Here is a 21416-nt window from a genome sequence, read left to right as displayed (position 1 = left end):
CGGTTATACGAGACCGTTACCCAACATTTGATGAGCAACCTGCTTAATATAGAAATTATAGAAAATGATAAAGGAGGACACGAAGATTTAATCTTTGAAATTCCTGAATTAATAAGTGAGCAAATATTTAACACTTACTATTTTGCTTTAGCAATCGAACCGAAAAGCGGAATAAAAGAGATTAAAAATGCTGTTGCGGAATTAATCGCTTCGTGGAATAAAAAGCAAGCGGAAATGGAAAACGGACAAATTATCTATTTGCCAATTGATTTTTCAGACCAATATACTGGTTGTTTAAGAGTGAAAAAGAAAAACGACTTGAATTTGATATACGGATTTTCAAGACGAGAAGGTTGGAGTGTTGACCCAATAAATCCGACTGAATATTATGAATCAATATCTGACTTTGATACCGAAAATGATAAATCATTAACTGTAAACCAATCGGAATTTGAAAAGTGTTTGACTGAATTGACTAAAAAACTAAAATCGGAATAAAAAAACGTTGGGTAACAACTTGTATAGCTCATTGCGGTTACGGCGGAAAGAATCCTGCGGATTTTTCCGCAACGAAATCATTGCCTAAACCGTTAGCAAAAAAAACATCTAGTTTATTGCTTCTTTTTTTTTGAATTTTAAAACAGTATTTTCAAAAAAACTATGTGCTTCAATTCAAATTTTAGTTCTAATTCTTAATAAATAAATAGTTCAACAGTGTTGAGCACGTCATCATTATCAAAATCAAAATATTGGGTTTTATCTATATTATTTTTGACATAATATTAATATCAAAGGTGAATGGGAATTAAAAGTATAGAGTTATACTACAATTAATTATTATAAAATTTTGTGATAACAATTATCAAGCCATACTTGCAACTGTTTTAAGGTTTTCAGACCCAAAAAAGGCTGTTTTAGACTACAAATGTAACCTAAAACAATGGTTTATTGCTATCGATTGTATTTTGTGATAAAAAATTATCACAAAATAATCACAGTATTTATCTCAATTACTTTTGTTCTAAATTCGGAAATTTAAAACCCATCAAATTGGGTACATCAATGTTTTTTACACCCTTGAATTTGATGAATTGTTTTAGCTGGTCGTCTTTTAACAAGAACATCTCAACAAGCTCTAAATTGAACTGTTTGTTCTTGTCAATTGCTCTATGAAATCTAAACTCTTTGAGATACTTGGACGCCTCTGTTTTGACAATCAAGATATCATTCAGAACCTTATCAAACTCATCTGTTATATTTTGTGGCACATTACCATCTAGTTTCTTTAAAGTCCTAATATATCTATTTAACTCTTGATCTGTTAGCTCTTGCTTTTGGTTTTCTCTCTTTCTATAAATCCAAACCATAAGCTGAAGAAAATCCTTTGAATAAATAACTGATTCTACACTATCCTTTACCTGTTCTTTGTAACAGTAATCACCAGTATAGATACTTTCTAACAAGTTTCTTAAGTAAGCAGAACAGGTCTGATTCTTCTCATTAGCTTTATGCTCTATTTTACTCTTCAATTCCTCGGGTAATCTAAAATTTATCGAAGGGTCACTATTCTTAATAGGTTTTTTCTTTGACATAATGATTTACTTTTTATGGTAATCTTGAACTTAATGTTTTCAACACTATGAATTTACTTTGAAAACTGTTTTGAGTAAAAACTTCTCTGCTTCCTCATCTGTTACAAGTATCTTTTTTTCTGTTTTTTTAGGTTTTGGTTTTGTATTTATACTATGCTTTGTTTCTACTGCATTGGAAATCTTAATCAGGTTATTAACTGCTTTAAGGTCTTCTTTCTTGATATTCTCTCCTAGTGGATTGCTTGTTTGGGGACTTTTCTTTTTGAAATTTTCTTGTAAATAGTCCCAATGCTCCTGGATAGCTTCCATCTGCTTCTCAAATGAAAATAAGGTCTCTTCTCGAATGTCCTTGATATCTGCTCTAATATTATCATGCATCCATTTGGAAATCCTGACATAAAAGACGAGACTCTTTAGATAGTCATCCAATAAAAAACGAAAAGAATAAGCGTTTAGTTTTTCCTTTAAATCAAATAAATCATAGGTGTTTTTACTCAACACCAATCCTTTTGGAAAAATATAAAAGTTGGAGGGATTGTCACCTAGAGCTTGATTGCTTCCATCCTCTTTGATAAGCACTACTGTATCAAACACGTCATCAAACTTTTCATCATCCCAATTCCCTTTAGGGTCTAGTTCTGTGTAAAGCCTTCTGGGGATATAGAAAATGAAAGGTTTATAAAGCCTTTCAATAAATTTCTGATGTTGGTTCTTAAGTGACTCTTCCATGTTTACCTTTAAGATTTTATCAACTCAGAATAATCTTCAGGAAGTTCAGCGTCAATCTCTCTCAAATATTTCTCAAGAGCTTTCATAGATGAATGACCCGTTATTTGCATTAACTGACTTTTGGCTTCAAACGGTGTTGATGTTTTTCTAATTTGTCTATATAATTTCGTAATGAAAGTATGTCTAAAACTATAGAGTCCGTATTCTGGTCCTAGACCAAATTTGTCCTTGACTTTTGTTTTGAACCGTTTTGTAAAATAATCCCGCTTGTTGCTTAATTCTGTGTCCCATTCTCCTCCTAGACCTTCAGGGGTGAATAGATATAGATTCTTGTCCATTTTTGATATATCAAAAAGTTCTTCTAGCATAAGATCCGGTATAATCTTCGTCTTTTGAGGACTGTTTTTAGCTTTAAAGCTAACTTTTTTATTCTTTATATCAAGATCACCTACTTTCAACCTACAAACCTCTATAGGTCTTAAAAAATTATAAGATATAAACTTGATAAAAAGCAGGAGATCCTTATCATGTTTTTCTAAATGCTCAAATATTTTTTCTTGCTCTTCTTTTGAGTAAGACTTATTTCGCTTGGGTATTGATTTGAGAACAGGGATTTTCTTTATGTAGTTGCCATCAATAATGTCATCATCTTCTAATGCTTGAAACAAACTACTCAAATCTGCTCGGTAATTATTACGATTTCTTGGACTAGTTCTCTCCAATATCTCATTTAAAAAATCCATAACAACTCTCTTATCAATATCGGCTATGGTATTTTTTTCGGGATGATTGTCATTTATCCAATCGGTAAATGTTTTAATTCGATTTTTAAAGCTCTTTTTGGTCGTATCGCTCAAAAGTTTATCCTTTAGCTTTAATCCTCTTAAAAACGCCTCGTTGATAGATATCGAAGGTTTAACAGCATCTGTTGACTCTTTAGTTTTTTCAATACTATCAAACGAAATGGATTCCGCTACTTTATCATCAGATTTTTTTTGATTTCGTTTTTCGATAAGTTTAGAATTATCCTCAAACGGATTAAAACCTCCCTGTAATAATTGCTTTAACTTGTTTCTATAAACTGTTAAAACTGCCAAACGGTCTTCTTTAGAATCATAATTATTTGCAGTCCCATAAATATTCTTCATCCTTTGAAGTTTTCCTGTTTGAGGATTTCGGAATGAAAAATAAACATACCAGCGCCTGCTTAAATTGCCATTGGCATTGTAGATTTTAGGGGAGGAAAAATTTTTCTTTTTCAGCAAAGTGTGTTCTAAATCGTGTTCAATTCCGTGTTCATCGGCAAGATAATCATTTAATATAAACATAAAAAAAATGGTTTTGCGTAAACAAAACCATTGATTTAAAACCGATTATCGATAGTAGCGGGAACTGGACTCGAACCAGTGACCTTCGGGTTATGAGTTTGAGATTTGAATTTTTAAATTATTAAAAATCAAATACTTATAAAATTTAATTTTCAAAACCGTATGCACTTTCGTATGCAAAATCATATGCAGTTTGGAGCTGCAATTAAACAATAAAATTGAGACCTCAATATAGTATTAATTTTTAATTAAAAAACTGTAGAGTCAATCTTTGCAATCGGTTAAATATTTTGCTTTATATGAATCAAAATATCGAGTAACCTCATCACTAGTTTCATGCTGTTTATAGGTATCTTCAGCTACATACCTTAAATAAAACTCAAATTTTCTTAGGGCTGGTCTACAAATATATTGATCAGCCTCAAAACGTATACCTACAAGAAACGTTCCCATTTCATCATAAAAAACCAACATAATATCATTTTCTCCCAACCCAAATTTTTCTTGCAACTTGAAATTATCTTCCATATTTAGTGAGTTATAGGTTTCATCACCTATTTCCAAAGTTTCACCTTTACTTAACATATCATATTTTACAGCATAATAATTTTTATTTACATAGTTAACAACCCATTCGTTCGTAAGTTCTCCAAATATTGGAGACCTATTAAGGCCACCTATAAGAGGCGAAGGCAAAACCACAACCATTAATTTTTTTGTATTATTTCCACTGTACAGGGAATTAAAAGCATCACCAAAAGAAACCCAGCTAATTTTTTGTGACCAGCATTGAAATGCAACCACAAAAAACAAACATAAAAAGACTATTTTTTTCATATTATTATTAATTTTTAATTACTCTCTATAAACAGGCTCATCAGTCCGCTTACCCTCTTTATCAATCCAATACCATTCGTTGCCATCAAATACCTTTGAAACTCCTAAATCAAATGAGTTGGCTTCTTTATAGATAAAGTCAATGATTTGCTTACCTGTGTTATCAATAAAACCATACCTCCTACCTTGGTTAGGAAAATCTTTACCTACAACTGCCATCCCTTCATTAAAGCGCTTCACTTCATCAAAATCAAAACCTGTTATTAGCTCTCCTTTTAAGTTGATAAAACCATGCTTAGTTTCCCTACATGTATAATGCTTTGCGTACAATGTATCTGTACATTTAGTAACATGTGCAAAACCTTGACTAAAGCGGTCTGCCCCAAAGTATTTAGGCTCAATGACCCATTTGCCATCAAAATTAATATAACCCCATTTATCAGGGCTTTGCAGTTCATCTTTATGGGCATTATCATCGTGGGTGGAAACCGGAATGGTTTCAAATTCTTCATTTTCCCACTTAAACTCCAAAAACTCAAAGTCGGTTTGTAGCTTTCCTGTTTTGGTGTTCAATAAGGCATAACAACAACTTTTTAGGGTATATTCATCATTGCGTTGAGGAAAGGCAGTTACAGCTTTATCATTAGTCCACACCCAAACCATATAAGGACGGTATTCCATTTGATAAAAGCCTTCATAAGCATCATTTGCATAGACATATTGATTGTACAATATTTCATTAAGATAAAAAGACGTGTCAATTACCCTGTTCAGGTTTTTGTCTACTAGGTAATAATCGTAAAGTTTTATAACCTCGCAATCCTCACAAGACTGGTTCTCTTTATAAGTTCCAGGAACATAAAACCAATAGCCAGAATTTACACTGCCATGAACCGCTTTTATATGGTTTCGCACCAGCTCTTTTTCTTCTTTTGTTGACTTTGGGGTTTCTTGTGCATACCCTGTAACAACTATAAGAAAGGACAGGAAACCAAAAAGAATTTGATGTTCAGCATAGCTTTTAAACTTATTTTTTTTCAATATATTCACAATTGTAATCAAAAGTAGAGTCTTCTATAATGGTATTGTTTGAATCTCTTTTATAACTTGTAATTTGGTTCTCTCTCTCTTTAATTGCTGCTGCTTCATCAAATAAACACCAAGCCAACCTATTGTACTTTTCCCAATTGGTAGTACCAGCCTCTTCCAAATGTTCACCAAGTAATTTTTCAACTCCCTTGATTAGGGTATGTCTTCCATTTTTCATATCAGAACATCGAATATGCTGCACGTCGGTGAAAATTATTTTATTTCCATCATCCGAGTACAATGTAGAGGTTGTAAAGAAATAATAGGTCTCATCTTTTTGTGAGTAGACACTATTCGTAAAAACTAGTAAAAAGGTAAAAATAAAAAGGGTTTTAAATGCTTTCATAATATTTAGTTATAATGGTTACAATTTTTTAAATGCTCTGCCTTTAAGAACAATATTGTCAAGTACATTTACTTTATCAATACTATTGATAATAAAATCGGTTTCTTGTGACTTTACAAACAACTTACCTAACAAAGGTCTGCCTAAATAACCCTTTACAATTTCTGAAAAAGCAGCTTCTTTTGCAAACAAGTCTTCCAAAGAACAGTAACCTGATTCTGAAAAATCTGAAGTATCATTCATGGCTTCATCATCTGCTTTTATCTCATCTCGTATTTGGTTGTAGTCTATTTCAATGAGGGTTAAGAACTGGTCTTTAGATAATTCTAAAGTATAGCCTACAACTTCCATGTTTTCCAAAAACCGACCAAAATTAAGTCCATCGTTATAACCAACTTTATCTACGTCAATGCTCAAATTGTTTATTTCTACTTCCATAGCACTACTTAACTTCAACTAAAAATAAACAATAATTTTAAATCGTAATATACTCAAAATGAGTATTGTTAATCAAAATAATGTTAATTATTTTAACATTTATATTAAATTAGAGTGCTATTAATCAATAATCGATTTATAAAATGAAAAAGACAATACTTACATCTCTTCTCTTATTTATAGTGTTCCAACAATCTTTTTCGCAGGAAGACAATGACTATTGGATTCAACCTAAAGGTATTGATTGTAAAATCCATTTCTATCAAAAAATGAAAGATGTAACTGCCGTTTGGAAAAGTGAAGAAAAACCTAAATGTATAAATGGAACATTGAATGGTTATGGCAGAATAAGGTTGTATAAGCAATATCAATTTGGTGAAATCTTCAATTTTATAGGCGCCTTCAAAAACGGAAAATTAACCGGACAAGCAAGATTGAATAAAAGAGATGGCAGTTATATTGTATGTCTATTTATAGATGGGATCATGTATGGTAAAGGAGAAATGTATTTGCCAAAAAAGGGATTTACTTATTATGGACATCTAATCAATGGTATTTTACACGGGGAAGGTGCAAAAGTTACCACTAAAGGAAATTTATTTGAAGTAGGATTTTATGTAAACGGCTCTTTGTACACGGGAAAAAAAATTGATGCTGATGGATTTATTACTTATTACGATAAAGGTAAAATATCTTCAGGCGCTCCCAAAATAAGAGTTTACCCAAAAGAAACAGTATTAAACAAACAAGTTACCGAATATTACGACAAAGATGGGAATCTAACCACTAAAGAAAATGCATACAAGTACAAGATCATTACTTATGAAAGCCAATATAAACCCAAAGGGATAATAAAAAGATTTTATATGGATGACCGTCCTATTAATTCATATTATGCGCTCTACCACGACCCTCACGATTTAAAAAAGAATTTTAAAGAAGGTACTTATATTAATTATGATGAAAATGGAAAAGTACAAGACAAAGTAGAATTCAAAGACAATCAATTAATTAAAGAATAATATCATGCGCTCTATTAAAAACTTGTTTTTTGCCTTAGCAATAATTTTATCTACACCCAGTTTATCCCAAAATGTTGTTTTGTCTGAAGTAAATTTTGATCTGGGTACTAATCTAGCCTACTTTTTAAAATCAAACCTAGAGGCTGAAGAATATTCAAAAGCTCTTGAATTTGGACCTCAATATGGCTTTGAAACCAGTCATTTGAAAGCTTATGCTTTTCAAAAGCAAATTAATGAACATATAAAACTATCGTGTTATGCCTACTTTTATAACGATAATGTTGTTGGTATGTTTTTATTCTTTTCAACCCCAAGAACAACAGAACTAAATTATAATGAAAAATCGGCCTTATTCCGTCCATATCATTTTTCTATTGAAAAGTTAGGAAAATATGAGATTGGTCTTAGACACGAAGGTCATGATAGCGCTCCTTGGATTTTTAAAAAAAATCAAAGAACAATTTATTATTCCAAAAATTGGCCTTTTGATCTATCCATCATCATATTAGACAATGATAATCAAGAAATGTTGACCTCAGAAAAACATTTTGGTTTATCTCCTTTAGATTTAAAATTGGATACTTCATTTGGCGAATATGTATTCGATTTTGGTTTAACCAAAAAAGAAGCTAATACAATCAAAAATGTACAAAAGCATAGTATGCAATTCGAAAACTATCGTGGAATAGGAACTTTTACAAGAATAGTAAAAGACACAATTAATGTCTCAACTGAATTTAAAAATGATCGACTAAATAAAGTAAGTATTGAATATCAAAATTCTGAGAAAGAATCTTTTAATGATCTGCTGAATTTTGTTAGGCTAGCAATGGGTCCATTTACTGATACTCGAAATTTAATGGACAATAAGGAGGGTGTTATAACGGTATCCTTTTGGCATGAAAATGAAGATTGTGAGGTTAAGTTAGTATGGAATAAGAACAAACAGACAAGTACGGTAACATACAACTCTAAACAATTGTAAAACTAAATACACTAAATACGATTAAAACTTTATTAACTCTTGCCCTAATAGATAGTTACAACTTATTCATTTAGCCAAAGCCTTTATGGTTATTTAAAAGGCGGTTTAAACATTGGTGGCGATTATTCCTGTTATGATAAGCGGTGAACTTTCTTATCAATGGTGTGTTGCAAAATCATATGCAGTTTGGAGCTGCAATTAAACAATAAAATTGAGACCTCAATATAGTATTAATTTTTAATTAAAAATGATTTTCAAAATTTGATTTTTCACAAGCATATAAAAAGATTCTTATACGGATTTATCTGCTGAAAAAAGATACTAATAACAGTTATTAAAAAAGCTTGTTTTCAAATACCCAGTCTTTAATTGCGCCCATTTTTTTAACAAAGACATATTTAGCGCTTATTTTCTTTAAATAGCGCTTATTTTTTTATTATATTGCACCTATAATTTATAAATTATGCAAAAAAGCGCTCATTTTTATTTTTCAGCACCTGTTTTTCATGGAAAACAAACACCAGAAGAAGGTATAATAGTAGGGTATGCAGCAATAATCCATAAGTTAAAACTGCAAATGCCTATGGTTACACCAATAGCATTAATTTGTGATCAAAATAAGAAGTATCAAAATAATGAATGGATAGTCTTACCTTCTAGTTATATACCAGAAGACAATACTAATCTAAATGAAATAGAAGCAATATATAAACACTTAGTTTTTGCTCTTAAGTATGAAGGAATAAACCTATTATTTTTCAGCTTCCTAATAGAACATTACTCAGAAGAGGATTTAACATCTTTAGTAAGTATAGAACCTACAGGACAATACAGTAGAAGAATTTGGTTTATTATAGAGTGGTTAAGAAAAAAAGAACTAAAAGGCATGGAGCCTCTTAATAAAAAAAGCTACGTAGCTGTAGTTGATGAGCGTCACCAATATGCAATAGAAGGCATAAAATCTCGTAGACAATTAGTAATAAATAACCTACCTGGCACCCCAGACTTTTGCCCATTAATTAAAAAAACTCAAAAATTAGAAGAATATATAAAAAGTAATCTATCTAACGAAAATAAAAAATACCTTACTGGTATAAGAAAAGAAATCATCCAAAGAGCTTCTTCTTTTTTATTATTAAAAGATTCTAAAGCCTCTTTTTCAATTGAAGGTGAGAGCCCAAAAAGCAAACGAGCATTTAGATGGGGACAAGCCATAGGACAAGCTGGAGTTAATAACTTAAATGAAAAAGAGTTAATGAGACTACAACAAGTTGTTATTGAAAACTCTCGTTTTATAGAAATGGGCTTTAGAAAAAAAGGTGGTTTTGTTGGCGAACATGATCGTATAACAGGTGAGCCTATTCCAGATCATATATCTGCTAAATGGCAAGATTTACCTAATTTAATGAATGGTCTTATTACAACGAACAAGTTGTTAGGAAAAAGTAATATTGATCCTGTCATTGCTGCTACAATAATTGCTTTTGGATTTATTTTTATCCACCCTTTTGAAGATGGAAACGGAAGAATCCATAGATACCTTATTCATCATGTTTTAGCAAAAAAGAAGTTCTCCGAACAAGGCATAGTATTTCCTATTTCTGCTTCAATATTAAACCATATTGATAGTTACAGGCAAATACTTGAAAGTTATTCACATAAGTTACTTGATTTTATAGAATGGGAAGAAACAAATGACCACAATATAAGTGTTCTAAACGATACAATAAATTACTACAGGTATTATGACTTAACTTTACAAGTTGAGTTTTTATATGATTGTGTATTTGATACAATAAAACATATAATTCCTGATGAGTTTTTATATTTAACACAATATGATTTGTTTAAAAAAAATCTTGACGAAGCATATGAGATGCCTGATAAACTTGTAGCCTTGTTAATCAATTTTTTAGGTCAGAATAACGGCTCACTATCCAAAAGAGCTAGGCAAAAAGAATTTTCTTTACTGACAGAAAATGAAATTGAATCAATAGAAAAACTATACAAGGAAATATTTATTGATCATAATTAAACAACTCATTTTGCAGTCTTTTCAACCACAAAATGAGTTTCTGTTATTTATTCCTTCTTCTTCTTTTTTTTCTCCATGGTGCATTCACTTGCCAATCTCCTGCCATAATACATCCGTAAGGCAGAATCTCATCAATAATTTCACCTAATCCAAATTGTTCTATTTGAGAACGAACAGATTCTGCTGACTTATAAGCACTAGGTAACTCGGAAATATCAATTTCATTTGAAAAGAAACGAATATCTAAACCTTCTGTTTCTTGCTTAAAAATAATATCATCAGCTATATGCTCATTATTTCGCTTATGTTGTGACCTACTCATGTTACGACCAGCACCGTGTGGCGCAAAACCTAAATTAGTTTTTGTTGTTTCGCCTTCTACAATCAAAATAGGTTCTGCCATATTTAAAGGGATAATTCTTGGCCCTGTAATATCAGGCATATATTTAGGATCAAGTGGCGTAGCTCCTTTTGCATGGTAAAAAATATCTCCATCTTTAAAAACAAAATTATGCTCATTCCAAAATCTGTTTATGATTTTTTCACCCACTAAATCCGATGTAGCCTTATGAATTATCTCATGATTCAGTTTTGTCCACTCTCTAATAAGCTGCAAAGCTTCCCAGTATTGTTTACCTTCTTCAGAATCAAAAGGAATCCAAGCATTTTGAGATAACGTATCAGGTGACAAATAATTCTTAAACTTGTTTGCTATGGTCATTCCTTTTTTATAAAGTAAAGCGCCTGGACCACGAGAACCATGATGTGTTACCATAACTGTGTGTCCTGTATTTTTTGATTTACCTACGTATAAAAAATGATTTCCATCGCCTTGAGTTCCTAAGTGTTCTTGAGCCATAGACATGCTCTTTTGATATCCTAAATATGGATTGTTTTCAAAAGCAGTTTTTAAGCTTTCAGGCATCTTAAACTGTTCTCCTCTTGCCCTACCACCTGGACCAAAATGCGTACTTGCATGAGCTGCGTCTAATATTGCCTTTGGTGAAACATTTCCAAAATCAGACAACATCACAGAGCAACAAATATCAGCACTATGCATTCCTGGATGAATTGCATTTTTAGTTGCAACTACACCTCCAACAGGAATTGTACCTAAAGGTCCAGCAGGACATGCATCAGGCATTATTGCTCCATCAACAACAGTTGGTGTTCTCATTACTGCATTCATCGTGGCAACAACTTTTTCTACATTATCTTCTTCTAATATATGTTCTGCCTCAATATTTTTTGCAAACTTTTTAGGAACATCAAATAATGCTATTGGGTCTGGCAATTTAAATTGTTCTAAATAATTATGTAGAGCTTCTCCTTGTAGGCAATTGTCATTAATGTGCTCTAAAGCTTCTTTATACCAAGCGCCTGGAGGGAATCCTAAAGCTCTTATATCTTTTCCTGTAATTTTTGTTTCTTCATTCATAATTTAATGTTTTATTTAAGCTCCGTAATGTCCAAAACTGCATTACGGAGCACTACTTAAAAAGGCAATTCCACAACCTTTATTTAATTACAGTACAAACATCACATCAAACTACGCAATCTTTTTGCGTAGTTTAAAATTAATAGTATTTTTATTGAAAATCGCTTATTATGGCTACCACTAAAAATGCCCTTATTAGATACAAAACCATTGACAAGTGCCTACAAAATCACTTTAAAAAGTGGACTTTAGATGACTTAATAGCAGCCTGCTCAAATGCGCTTTATGATTTTGAGGGCAGAAATATTAATGTGAGTAAGCGCACAATACAATTAGACATTCAGCTTATGAGAAGTGATAAGTTAGGTTATAACGCTCCTATTGAAGTATATGACAAAAAGTATTACCGATATGCTGAATCTGACTACAGTATAAAAAATACACCAATCACTAATGCTGATATGCAAGTACTTTCTGAAACCATAGAAATGCTTAAGCAGTTTCAAGATTTTTCACTGTTTAGTGAATTAAGCGGATTATTTAATAAGCTAGAAGACCAAATACACACTCAAAAAAATAATAAACCAGCAATCATTCATTTAGATAAAAATGACAACCTAAAAGGCTTAAAATTTCTTGACGAACTTTACCAAGCGATTTTAAAGGAAGTTGTTTTAATCATTACATATAAATCATTTAAAGCTAGACACCCTAACATTATTGTTTTTCACCCTTACCTTTTGAAGGAGTATAATAATCGTTGGTTTGTTATTGGCAAGCCTCATGCTGAAGACAAATTGCTTACTCTGGCTTTAGACAGAATATTAGCATTAGATTACAATTTTAAACTCAACTATCAACCAAAGTTTTTAGACGCAAATTCTTATTACAAAAACACCATTGGTGTAACTGTAATGCCTGAAACACACCTAAAAACTGTGGTTTTCAAAATAGATTCAAAAAATGCTCCTTATGTCATAACCAAGCCTTTTCATAGTTCTCAAAAGTTAGTTGAGAAAAGCAAAAAAGGAAGCGTGATATTTTCTATTGATGTACACATCAATTATGAATTAGAGCGTTTAATTCTTGGATTTGGAGAAAGCATTGAGGTTTTAGAACCTAATAGTTTGCGCAATCGTATTAAACAAAAACTTAATAAAGCTGCTAAACAATATGCTACGAGATAAGCCTCTATCTCTTTTTATTTAGCGTTATTGTTTCAAATTGGTTTTTAGATATTTCATTTAATTTATTGTTTGCTTTATCTTTTAAAACCTTACGGTAATACAAATGATCTGCTTGTTCTATAAATTTCACATCAGTTACTTTATACGCTGTAATAAACTGTTCTAAATCTGTTTTGTTTATAGAGGTATTATCACTTAAGTAATCTGAAAGTTTTAATAAAAGCTTCATTTCTGTTTGTAGGGTTTCTTTTGCTAGCTTCAAACCATTTGTTACCATTTGTTTTATTTCTAATTCTATTTCAGACACATCATGACACAAAAAATTATCTGATGCATCTGTTGAATACCCTAGAACATTGTTTCCCATCCCGTTAAACTTAAACATTTTACTCACAAAGTTTGTTGCTTGCTTAATATCTGAAGAAGCTCCAGCTGTAATGTAATCTTTACCAAAAACAAGCTCTTCAGCAGCAATACCACCTAAAAAGACAGCTACCCGTTTCTCTATTTCATGTTTTGCAATATACTTCCATGGCCATTTAGCATAAACAAAGCCTAAACTATCAGGATCGGATGTCACAGAACGAATGTTTTCTGGAACTACTTTTAGTAAAATTGCAGATAGTGTAGCATGCCCACTTTCATGGACGGCTGTTATAGCCTGAATATCATCAGTTTTTGGTTTACGCATTGTTTCAAGAGGTGTCTCTACTTTTATCTTTTTAAAATGTACTTCATTCTCATTCATATCATAAAAGACTTCTAAATATCCTTTGCTATATGATAACCTCACTGTATCTACATGAATATTTTTAAGAATGATTTCTGAAATGAGTTTTGGTAGATTGGATTGCAACATATAGTTCACAGTGGTTTTTACTGGTCTAGCTCCTTGTGTTGGAAACACACCTTCCTTGTAAATTACATGTAATAGTGATTCAGCGAAATCTAACTTTAAACCAAAGCTCTTTAGAACTTTACTAGAAATGTCTTTCAACTCTTTAGTAATAATTGCATAATAAGCTTTTGAGCTTAACGACGGATAAATAATATGGTTATTACCTAACCTAGCGATTTGTTCAAGTCGGAATCTATTTGCTAAAGCACTTTTTATTTTTGGCAATGTAATTTTTAAAGTGCTCTCATAAAACACATCTGCATGAATATCTGCATTTAAATTTCCGCTTATATCATAAGCCTCATCTAGATTTCCAACAACAAAAATTAATGCTTTAGTAAATATTTTAATGTCTGGTTTTTGGGCAATTCTAATGATACGATCTAAAAAAGCAATAGATTCTTCTCCGTTTAAGGTTAACAGATAGTCGCTCAAATCATTTTGAAGTGTAAACCCCAATTGATTCCCTCCATAATCAATAATATTACTATAATATTCAGGTTTTATAAACTTTCTAGAACGTTTATCAATCTTTTTTAATTCATCATTATCATCATCTGACCAAAATTCGGCTCTTTCCATTTCCAAATGATATAACTTAAAGTTTTTAGTCACGATTCCATTTTCAACTCGCACACCTACTTGAAGTAATTTTTTCAATAATTTTACATGGTCTCTAAAGTCAAGAAGACCACGTTTCCATTGATAATATTCAATTTTACCAGAATCTATTAAATCCCAAACCTTACGGTTTACGTCAGCATTGACCTCTTCTCTCATAGGTCCTTTTAGCGTTCGTGTATGCTGAAACTCATCTAAAACAATAACAACAGGTTTATCTTCATTTTTCTCACATAAATCATCCAACCCATTATTAAAAGCTCTATTACTTTTATCTCCTAAATCAAACCTAAAAAGCAAGTCACTATAATCTATTAGTTCTGCCATACGCTGAATTAACGATGTTTTCCCTACTCCAGTTAACCCCCAAAGATTTACAATCAAAGGGCGTTCTTGGTAATCATTTAGTATATACCAAGAACGTGTATTATCTATAAGCTGATCAATGGCTTTATCAATACCAAAAAACTCTTGTTTTAACTGTGTTCTAACTTTTTCCAATTGACTCTGTTTGTTTACAAACTCTTCTCGTAGCATGTTTAATTTTTCGCTCATATTTTGATTTGTTTTAAAATGATACCCAAAAGAACAATCTATGTTCGTCAAAACATGTCGTACTATTTTTTTTATACTATATTTAGTAAATCGTCATCAATTGACAAACACACTAAATATATTTGCTACTATGTCCAAATATCATATTTCAAGACGACTACAGTTTATTATTCAATTTATCTACGATGAAACTTATGCTTCTAAAGAGCGTATTTTAGAGTTTTTAAACGATAAAGATTTTAACATATCTTCACGTACATTAGAACGTGATTTCGAAAAAATAAAATCCGATTTTGGCATTGAACTTACTTATAACAAACAACACAACGGCTATTATGTTGATAAAGAAAAAAGTGTAAAAGTTGCATCGTTCTTTAAGTTTTTAGAGTTAGTATCATTGGCTGATGTATTTGCTGATGGTTTAAAAAACAACACCAGTACTTTAGATTATGTGCAATTTGACGACTCATCAAACTTAAAAGGACTAAATAACCTTGAGACAATATTAATGGCCATTAAACAAGAACGTGATTTAGAGTTTACACATCATAATTTTTACTTTAAAACCTACAAAGAGAAAATTATCACTCCAATTATCGTTAAAGAATACATAAACCGATGGTTTGTTATTGGAGTTCCTAAAGGTGAACATGAGATTAGAACCTTTGGCATAGAACGCATTTCCAATATAAGGCTTGGAAAATTATCTACCAAAGAACGTGCTCCATATCTAGAACAAACCAAACGTTTTAAAAATATCATTGGATTACGATATACTGACGATAAACCCGAACACATTGTACTGAAAGTTTCAGATTTACATTTAAAATATTTAGAAAGTTTACCATTACACCATTCCCAAAAATCAAAACCTCATTCAGATCATGGCTTTGCTATTGTTACTTATGACTTAATTCCAAACTATGAGTTTATAATTGAAATATTAAAAATGAGTATAGAAACTGAAGTATTAGAGCCACAATGGTTTAGAGAACGCATCAAAAAAGAAGTTGAACAGATTTATAAAAAGTATACAAACAAATGAATATCTTATACCTACACGGATTAAATGGTAATTTAAAACCAAAAAAACGCAACATACTTGAAGCTTACGGAACTGTTATTGCGCCTTCTATTGATTATCAGAATAACTCTAATGCTATTTCATGGCTTTACGACTCATATACGGACAAAAGTATTGATGTTGTTATAGGTAGCAGCATGGGCGGATTTGCTGGGTTTCACTTAAGTAAGTTATTTCAAGTACCTGCATTGTTGTTTAATCCAGCTTTAGCTAAAAGAAGTGTACCTCAACATATCATTGAAACTCCTCAAAACAACAATACTAGTATTGAAATTGTATTAGGAGCGAAAGACACTGTTATCAACCCCAAAGACACACTCAATTACATTGGTGAGCATCTTAATGCAGGACAGCCTATTGCTATTAAAATCCATCCATATTTAGAACATAGGATTCCTGTTGCTGTTTTTGAGGAGGCTGTTTTAAAATTTTTAAAAAAATAAAAGGGTATAAAAAGCTTGTAATTACACCCTTTAGATAAATAAATAGATTTTAATATTTATATTAATCTCTTCTAAATGTTATCATTTCAAGTTAAGGTTAATTTCATATTCTTCTAGGGTATTTTTCCATTTCGTTTCCACATTTTGAGGAATTAATGTACTTTCTTCGTTTGCTATTTTTTGGCCTTGTTCTTTATTAAAGGATAAAAAATTAAAACTTCCGTTTATATAGTAATCGTTGTCCTTAATTATTAGTTTTTTGTGAGTTCCTGTCATTTTAGAATTACCTATTTTATCAAAATGAGTAGGCAAATGTATTAAATGAAAGTTTTCATACAGACTAGTCAATCGCTCCATTTCCTTTTCAGCTTTTCTATGATGTTCATCTTTTTCTTCAATGCTGTATAGTACAATCACATTCACATTCCGTTTCAATGCTTGTTCAAAAGCTTCAATATATTTCAAAGTTGCACGCTTTATCCAAGGGCTTTCTATCAGTATTTTAGATTTAACTGTTTTTAATGCTTCAGCAAATTTTTCTTGCGTTTCCCAAACCGATAATGTTTGAACTTCTGTGTCCTTTTTCTCTGTAAAGCCTGAATGAAAACTTTCTAAATTTTCTTCTGGAATTTTTGAAAAACTAGTTCTTTCAGAATCCGATAATAGATTGATTAACTCCTGGTGTCTATTTTTTAAAATTCCAGTTACTCTTTTTTGTTTAGAAATATCTTTATCTATATTTCTGATTTCCATATATGGCTCTAACTCATTTTCTCTCTCCTTTATTGGAATATACTCAATAAAATAGTACATACAGAATTCTTTATTTTCACTATCAAACTTAATATTTAACTTGTCATAATCTACTAAATACGCCTTCCCTTCATTCTTCTTTTTATAAATATCAGAAAGCTGTACACTCCTATCTTTTAATAATTCTGGATTTCTATTAGAATACGTTATTTCAGATGGTAGTTTTTTAACGTCCTGTTTTATTTGATGTGTCTTGAAATCTTTATTTAGAGCTTCATTTGATATTCCATCAATTAAAAATTCGAACTCTTCCTCTTCTAGAATTTTTAAAATACTATTATCCCTTACAAATTCTTCTCCTTGTTCGGTTACTGACCAAACGCCCGAAGCAAAATTCACAAAACCTCTTTCACGTAGAAAGTATAATTCTCTTAATATAAAGTCCTCTTTATTAAGTCCTAAAAACTTAATTATTTGTTCTTCTTTGTTGTAACCTGCTTTTATTGTTTTTAAAAAAACTGAATACACTTGCTGTATTGACTTTTCAGGCGATTTATTTACGGTTGCGTTTATACGAACTCGTCTGTAAGGATAAGCAAATGGTATAATTTCGTTTATTCTATAATCGATTGGACATTGATTATCCAGCTTTTTATGTATTTCTTGTATGTCCATTAAAATATTTGTTCAACTTTTTTAACAATCCATTCTTTCTTCAATTCACTTAAATATTTTTGTAATGCTGGTTTTTGATTTTTATCCTCCAAATTTTTTGGTGGTTTAGCACTTAATATACTGTCTAAATTACCGACAATAATTAATAGTCTTTTTTGCCTTGATAAAGCAACATTTATACGATTTGCATTAGATAAAAATCCTAATGTTTGTTGCTGACTTCTTACTAAATCAAAAATGATAATATCTTTTTCTAAACCTTGAAATTTATCTACGACATCTATAACTACATTGTTAGATTTTACATTTTTAAGCTTTCGATAATTAACTTTACGATTAAGAACTTTTGATATTTCTCTTTTCTGTGCTGAATATCCTGAAAGAATACCAATTGTGTAATTCTTAACTTTATTAAATTTATCTAAACCATTTAGAAGTTCTGGAATTAATTCAGCGCTTAATTTATTTCTTGACGAACCATTTCCATCAACTTCACTTTTATATGAATTACCAATATTAAGAAAGACAATTGAACTATCAATTTTTAAATCAAGATTATGTTCTTTGTCTGGGTTTCTTTTGACTGGTTTTATTGGTTCATCTCCTTCTACTTCGTAAAAACATTTTGAAGTAAGTAAAACTTGATCTTTAGAACTCCTTCTAGATTCCTCTAACTGACTTTTAAAATCGTCATCAATAATTTCTATAATATTTTCAAATAAACTCGGCCTATTGAAATAATCATCCCACTCTAAGTCTTCTGATTCTTTCTTATGTTCATTTCTTAACCATTTTTCAACTTCTCGATTTGCAGTTAGCATTGGTCGTAATTGTCTATGGTCGCCAACTAAAACTAGTTTATCAGCCATAACAATTGGTATTAAAGCTTCTGCTGTGGTTGCTTTTCCACTTTCGTCCATTATGACGTAGTCAAACTCAAAATTATATTTTTGATATTTTTTTGATGCAATATGATTGGTAGTTGCTCCAATTACTCTAATGCTATCTATTAATTTTTGATTGAGATTGCTATTCTCATCTAACGAACTAATTGTTGTTAACCAATCTTTAAATATTCGTTGTTTTAAAAAATATTCTTCAAAATTTACTTTTACATAACTATTGATTGCAGTTATAAACTCTGTTTCAGAAGTTAAAGATTTTTCTAAACCTTTAAACATATTGAAACGTTCTAGCATTTTTTCTATTTGTTGCTTTTTTACTTTCCATAGTTTATTGGAAGAAAGGATTTCAAAAATTGGTAATAGAATAATATTCTCTTTTTCTAGTGCCTTTTTAAATTGTTCTTTATATGGTTTCCAATTAGCTTTAGTTTTTTTTCTTACTTCTTCTTTCCAACCCTCAATTTTTCTGTCTAAAGTATGTTTTTGTAAACTTTTAATTGGTTTTCTGACACCACTTAATCGGACAATTGGAACTTTTTTTTCTAACAGGTTTTCTAACACATTATCAACTGCATCATTTGTTTGAGAAGTGATTAAAATTTTAGCATCAGGATTGTTATTTAAAATTTGAAAAACAATTTCTGTGATTACAGTTGTTTTCCCTGTACCTGGTGGCCCTTGAATAACTGTTAAAGGTTCTCTATGTATTGCGTTTAGTATTGCTGTTTGTTGATTAGCACTATATTCAAACTCTTTCCCATATTGATCTGTTTGATACACTTTCTCTAATCCATATTTATCTATAGGTTTTTTTGGAATATCTAGAGGATTAAAAATATAATGTATTAAATCTCTATTTTGAACTTCATCATATTCTACTTTTCTGATAGCATCTTTTTGCCTTCTTTTCTCAACCTCTTGTTTACTTGTATCTTCAAATATGTATCCATTTTTCGGTATTTTATTAAAATTTAAACCTTCACAATCTCTAAACCTTAAAACTCGTGATCCCTTATTGAAATTATAAGCAACTCCAGAAAACAATAATGGCTCTTTCATCTTTTTTTCGTCCGCAGTATCACTTATAATAAATTGAATAGGATCTTTATTTTCTTTATCTAAATTCTCTGCCTTTTTAATGTGAGAGTAGATTAAACTATTTTTACTGTATTTTTCATTGTCTTGAATTTTAAATGAAATTTCATGGTTTCCTTTTTTTTCAAAACTCACAAACCTAAGTCTCAATGAGTTTTTTTTAATTACATCCAATTCTTTATCAACTAAGTCTTTAAAGAATTTCAGTTCTTTAGTAATCTCTCTTTTTCCTTTTCTGTAATCTCTTTCGTGTTGCTTTTCTTTTTGTATTTTCTTGAAAAATGGTGTTAAATTAAAATGTTTACCATAACTATATTGCGAAGTGTAAACTATTGGTAAACCCAACATTGTTCCGTTTTTTAAAACTCTATTATATTTATTTTCATCTCCTGACTTATCCGTATAGTTTCTAATTAGCAATTTGTTTTCAGAAATCAACCATAGGCAGTGGATATTATAGTTATAAGTTATTATGTCAATTAATATATTTCCTCCTGGTTTTGGACTAACATCAAACTTTGGTGTAAAATCAATTGTTTCATCAATATATTTGCTGTTAAGTTCTTCAATTAATTCTGAATTAAATTCACCATCAATTAAAACTGTATTCACATTATCAAACGATATTTCGTTTACTATTTTAGATAATTGTTCTAAAAAAGCAGTGTAGTTTAATCTATTAGATGGTAATTGTTCACAACTTTTATCTATTAGTTTTTTTATTTCTTCAAATTCATTAATTTCATTCTTTTCAAAATACCATTCAATAACTTTACCTATAGAATAGATATCAGATTGATAAGAGAATCCCTTTGGGATATTTCTATCCCATTTTTCAGGTGGTGCAAATGCTTTTGCGAAAATCTCTAATTCTTGTGATTGGCTTAATGTTGCGGAAATATCTGAAACTCCAAAATCAATTAAGTAGAAATCAAAGTTTTCATCTACAAGTATATTTGCAGGTGTTATATCTCCGTGAGTAAGTTTATGTTTTTGTTGCAATTGCTGTAAGCAATTTGTAATTTGTTCAATTCCTTTTAAAAAATGCGTTGGTTTAATTTCAGAAACACTTTCTTCTAAAGAAGTTGCGGTTTTGTTTTCGAATATGATGCAATAGGCACTTTGATTTTCATCCCAATCATATTCAAAAATTCTTGGCAAAGAATTGTGAACTGCTTTTTTTAAGTGTCTTAATTTGTTATAAAGAATTTTACTCGGTTGCGAGTTTTGCTCAATTCCTTTTATCCATTTGGCAAAATAAATTTCTCCACTTTCATCTGTTACTTTTGCGGTTGATGAATAACCTCTGTTTTGGATTTCTCCGTATTGTTGATATTTGTTTAAAATCATTTAATTAAATT

The 21416-nt window shown here is 30.6% G+C and carries 18 protein-coding genes; 7 read left to right on the top strand and 11 right to left on the bottom strand.

The window, feature by feature from the left end; all coding sequences use genetic code 11:
* Positions 1 to 30 precede the first annotated feature (30 nt).
* Positions 31 to 498, top strand: coding sequence for a hypothetical protein (locus ACN5J3_RS03685; protein ID WP_418510811.1), 468 nt, complete (start codon positions 31 to 33; stop codon positions 496 to 498).
* Between the two features lie 512 nt (positions 499 to 1010).
* On the opposite strand, the gene ACN5J3_RS03680 is transcribed toward ACN5J3_RS03685, so the two are convergent.
* The 7 genes from ACN5J3_RS03680 to ACN5J3_RS03650 all read right to left on the bottom strand — a co-directional run bounded on the left by ACN5J3_RS03680 (position 1011) and on the right by ACN5J3_RS03650 (position 6377).
* Positions 1011 to 1592 (bottom strand): hypothetical protein, encoded by a 582-nt coding sequence (locus ACN5J3_RS03680; RefSeq protein WP_417291248.1) that lies wholly within the window; start codon positions 1590 to 1592, stop codon positions 1011 to 1013.
* A 45-nt stretch (positions 1593 to 1637) separates the two neighbouring features.
* Positions 1638 to 2321 (bottom strand): hypothetical protein, encoded by a 684-nt coding sequence (locus ACN5J3_RS03675; RefSeq protein WP_418510810.1) that lies wholly within the window; start codon positions 2319 to 2321, stop codon positions 1638 to 1640.
* A gap of 8 nt (positions 2322 to 2329) precedes the next feature.
* Positions 2330 to 3649: a tyrosine-type recombinase/integrase gene (locus tag ACN5J3_RS03670; protein ID WP_418510809.1), complete on the bottom strand. Its 1320-nt coding sequence runs from the start codon at positions 3647 to 3649 to the stop codon at positions 2330 to 2332.
* Positions 3650 to 3913: 264 nt separating this feature from the next.
* Entirely contained in the window at positions 3914 to 4486 is a 573-nt protein-coding gene (locus ACN5J3_RS03665; RefSeq protein ID WP_418510808.1) for a hypothetical protein, read from the bottom strand.
* Between the two features lie 18 nt (positions 4487 to 4504).
* Entirely contained in the window at positions 4505 to 5536 is a 1032-nt protein-coding gene (locus tag ACN5J3_RS03660; protein ID WP_418510807.1) for a WG repeat-containing protein, read from the bottom strand.
* The gene (locus ACN5J3_RS03655) at positions 5514 to 5777 is read right to left on the bottom strand and encodes a hypothetical protein (RefSeq protein ID WP_418510806.1); all 264 of its coding nucleotides are present in this window, start codon (positions 5775 to 5777) and stop codon (positions 5514 to 5516) included. Before ACN5J3_RS03655 ends, ACN5J3_RS03660 begins: the two co-directional genes overlap by 23 nt.
* Positions 5778 to 5939: 162 nt before the next feature.
* Positions 5940 to 6377 carry a hypothetical protein gene (locus ACN5J3_RS03650; RefSeq protein ID WP_418510805.1) on the bottom strand — a complete coding sequence of 146 codons (438 nt, stop codon included), beginning with the start codon at positions 6375 to 6377 and terminating at the stop codon, positions 5940 to 5942.
* A gap of 251 nt (positions 6378 to 6628) precedes the next feature.
* On the opposite strand from ACN5J3_RS03650, the gene ACN5J3_RS03645 reads away from it, so the two are divergent.
* The 3 genes from ACN5J3_RS03645 to ACN5J3_RS03635 all read left to right on the top strand — a co-directional run bounded on the left by ACN5J3_RS03645 (position 6629) and on the right by ACN5J3_RS03635 (position 10401).
* Complete coding sequence (locus ACN5J3_RS03645; RefSeq protein ID WP_418510804.1) at positions 6629 to 7381, top strand: hypothetical protein; 753 nt, start codon at positions 6629 to 6631, stop codon at positions 7379 to 7381.
* A 4-nt stretch (positions 7382 to 7385) separates the two neighbouring features.
* On the top strand, positions 7386 to 8366 hold the full coding sequence (locus ACN5J3_RS03640; protein WP_418510803.1) for a hypothetical protein: 981 nt from the start codon (positions 7386 to 7388) through the stop codon (positions 8364 to 8366).
* Between the two features lie 463 nt (positions 8367 to 8829).
* Positions 8830 to 10401 (top strand): Fic family protein, encoded by a 1572-nt coding sequence (locus ACN5J3_RS03635; RefSeq protein WP_418510802.1) that lies wholly within the window; start codon positions 8830 to 8832, stop codon positions 10399 to 10401.
* Positions 10402 to 10444: 43 nt separating this feature from the next.
* Here the strand turns inward: ACN5J3_RS03635 and ACN5J3_RS03630 are convergent, their stop codons facing one another.
* The gene (locus tag ACN5J3_RS03630; RefSeq protein ID WP_418510801.1) at positions 10445 to 11839 is read right to left on the bottom strand and encodes an RtcB family protein; all 1395 of its coding nucleotides are present in this window, start codon (positions 11837 to 11839) and stop codon (positions 10445 to 10447) included.
* 170 nt (positions 11840 to 12009) lie between these two features.
* Between ACN5J3_RS03630 and ACN5J3_RS03625 the strand changes: the two genes are divergently transcribed.
* Positions 12010 to 13026 carry a WYL domain-containing protein gene (locus tag ACN5J3_RS03625; RefSeq protein WP_344728305.1) on the top strand — a complete coding sequence of 339 codons (1017 nt, stop codon included), beginning with the start codon at positions 12010 to 12012 and terminating at the stop codon, positions 13024 to 13026.
* Positions 13027 to 13030: 4 nt separating this feature from the next.
* Here ACN5J3_RS03625 and ACN5J3_RS03620 read toward each other — a convergent pair whose 3' ends face one another.
* Complete coding sequence (locus ACN5J3_RS03620; RefSeq protein ID WP_418510800.1) at positions 13031 to 15100, bottom strand: hypothetical protein; 2070 nt, start codon at positions 15098 to 15100, stop codon at positions 13031 to 13033.
* Between the two features lie 100 nt (positions 15101 to 15200).
* On the opposite strand from ACN5J3_RS03620, the gene ACN5J3_RS03615 reads away from it, so the two are divergent.
* Together ACN5J3_RS03615 and ACN5J3_RS03610 are read left to right on the top strand one after the other, a co-directional pair.
* Positions 15201 to 16145 carry a helix-turn-helix transcriptional regulator gene (locus tag ACN5J3_RS03615; RefSeq protein ID WP_418510799.1) on the top strand — a complete coding sequence of 315 codons (945 nt, stop codon included), beginning with the start codon at positions 15201 to 15203 and terminating at the stop codon, positions 16143 to 16145.
* The gene (locus ACN5J3_RS03610) at positions 16142 to 16627 is read left to right on the top strand and encodes a YqiA/YcfP family alpha/beta fold hydrolase (protein WP_418510798.1); all 486 of its coding nucleotides are present in this window, start codon (positions 16142 to 16144) and stop codon (positions 16625 to 16627) included. Before ACN5J3_RS03615 ends, ACN5J3_RS03610 begins: the two co-directional genes overlap by 4 nt.
* Before the next feature lie 81 nt (positions 16628 to 16708).
* Here ACN5J3_RS03610 and ACN5J3_RS03605 read toward each other — a convergent pair whose 3' ends face one another.
* On the bottom strand, positions 16709 to 18055 hold the full coding sequence (locus tag ACN5J3_RS03605) for a hypothetical protein (protein ID WP_418510797.1): 1347 nt from the start codon (positions 18053 to 18055) through the stop codon (positions 16709 to 16711).
* Positions 18055 to 21405, bottom strand: coding sequence for an AAA domain-containing protein (locus tag ACN5J3_RS03600; RefSeq protein WP_418510796.1), 3351 nt, complete (start codon positions 21403 to 21405; stop codon positions 18055 to 18057). The genes ACN5J3_RS03605 and ACN5J3_RS03600 overlap by 1 nt, the downstream gene beginning before the upstream one ends.
* Between the last annotated feature and the right edge of the window lie 11 nt (positions 21406 to 21416).

Origin of the sequence: Corallibacter sp. (genome assembly GCF_048381695.1) — a bacterium.
In the GTDB taxonomy this organism is placed as follows: Bacteria; Bacteroidota; Bacteroidia; order Flavobacteriales; family Flavobacteriaceae; genus Corallibacter; species Corallibacter vietnamensis.
The sequence above is the reverse complement of the archived record's forward strand: the minus strand, read 5'-3'. Positions and strand labels throughout refer to the sequence as shown.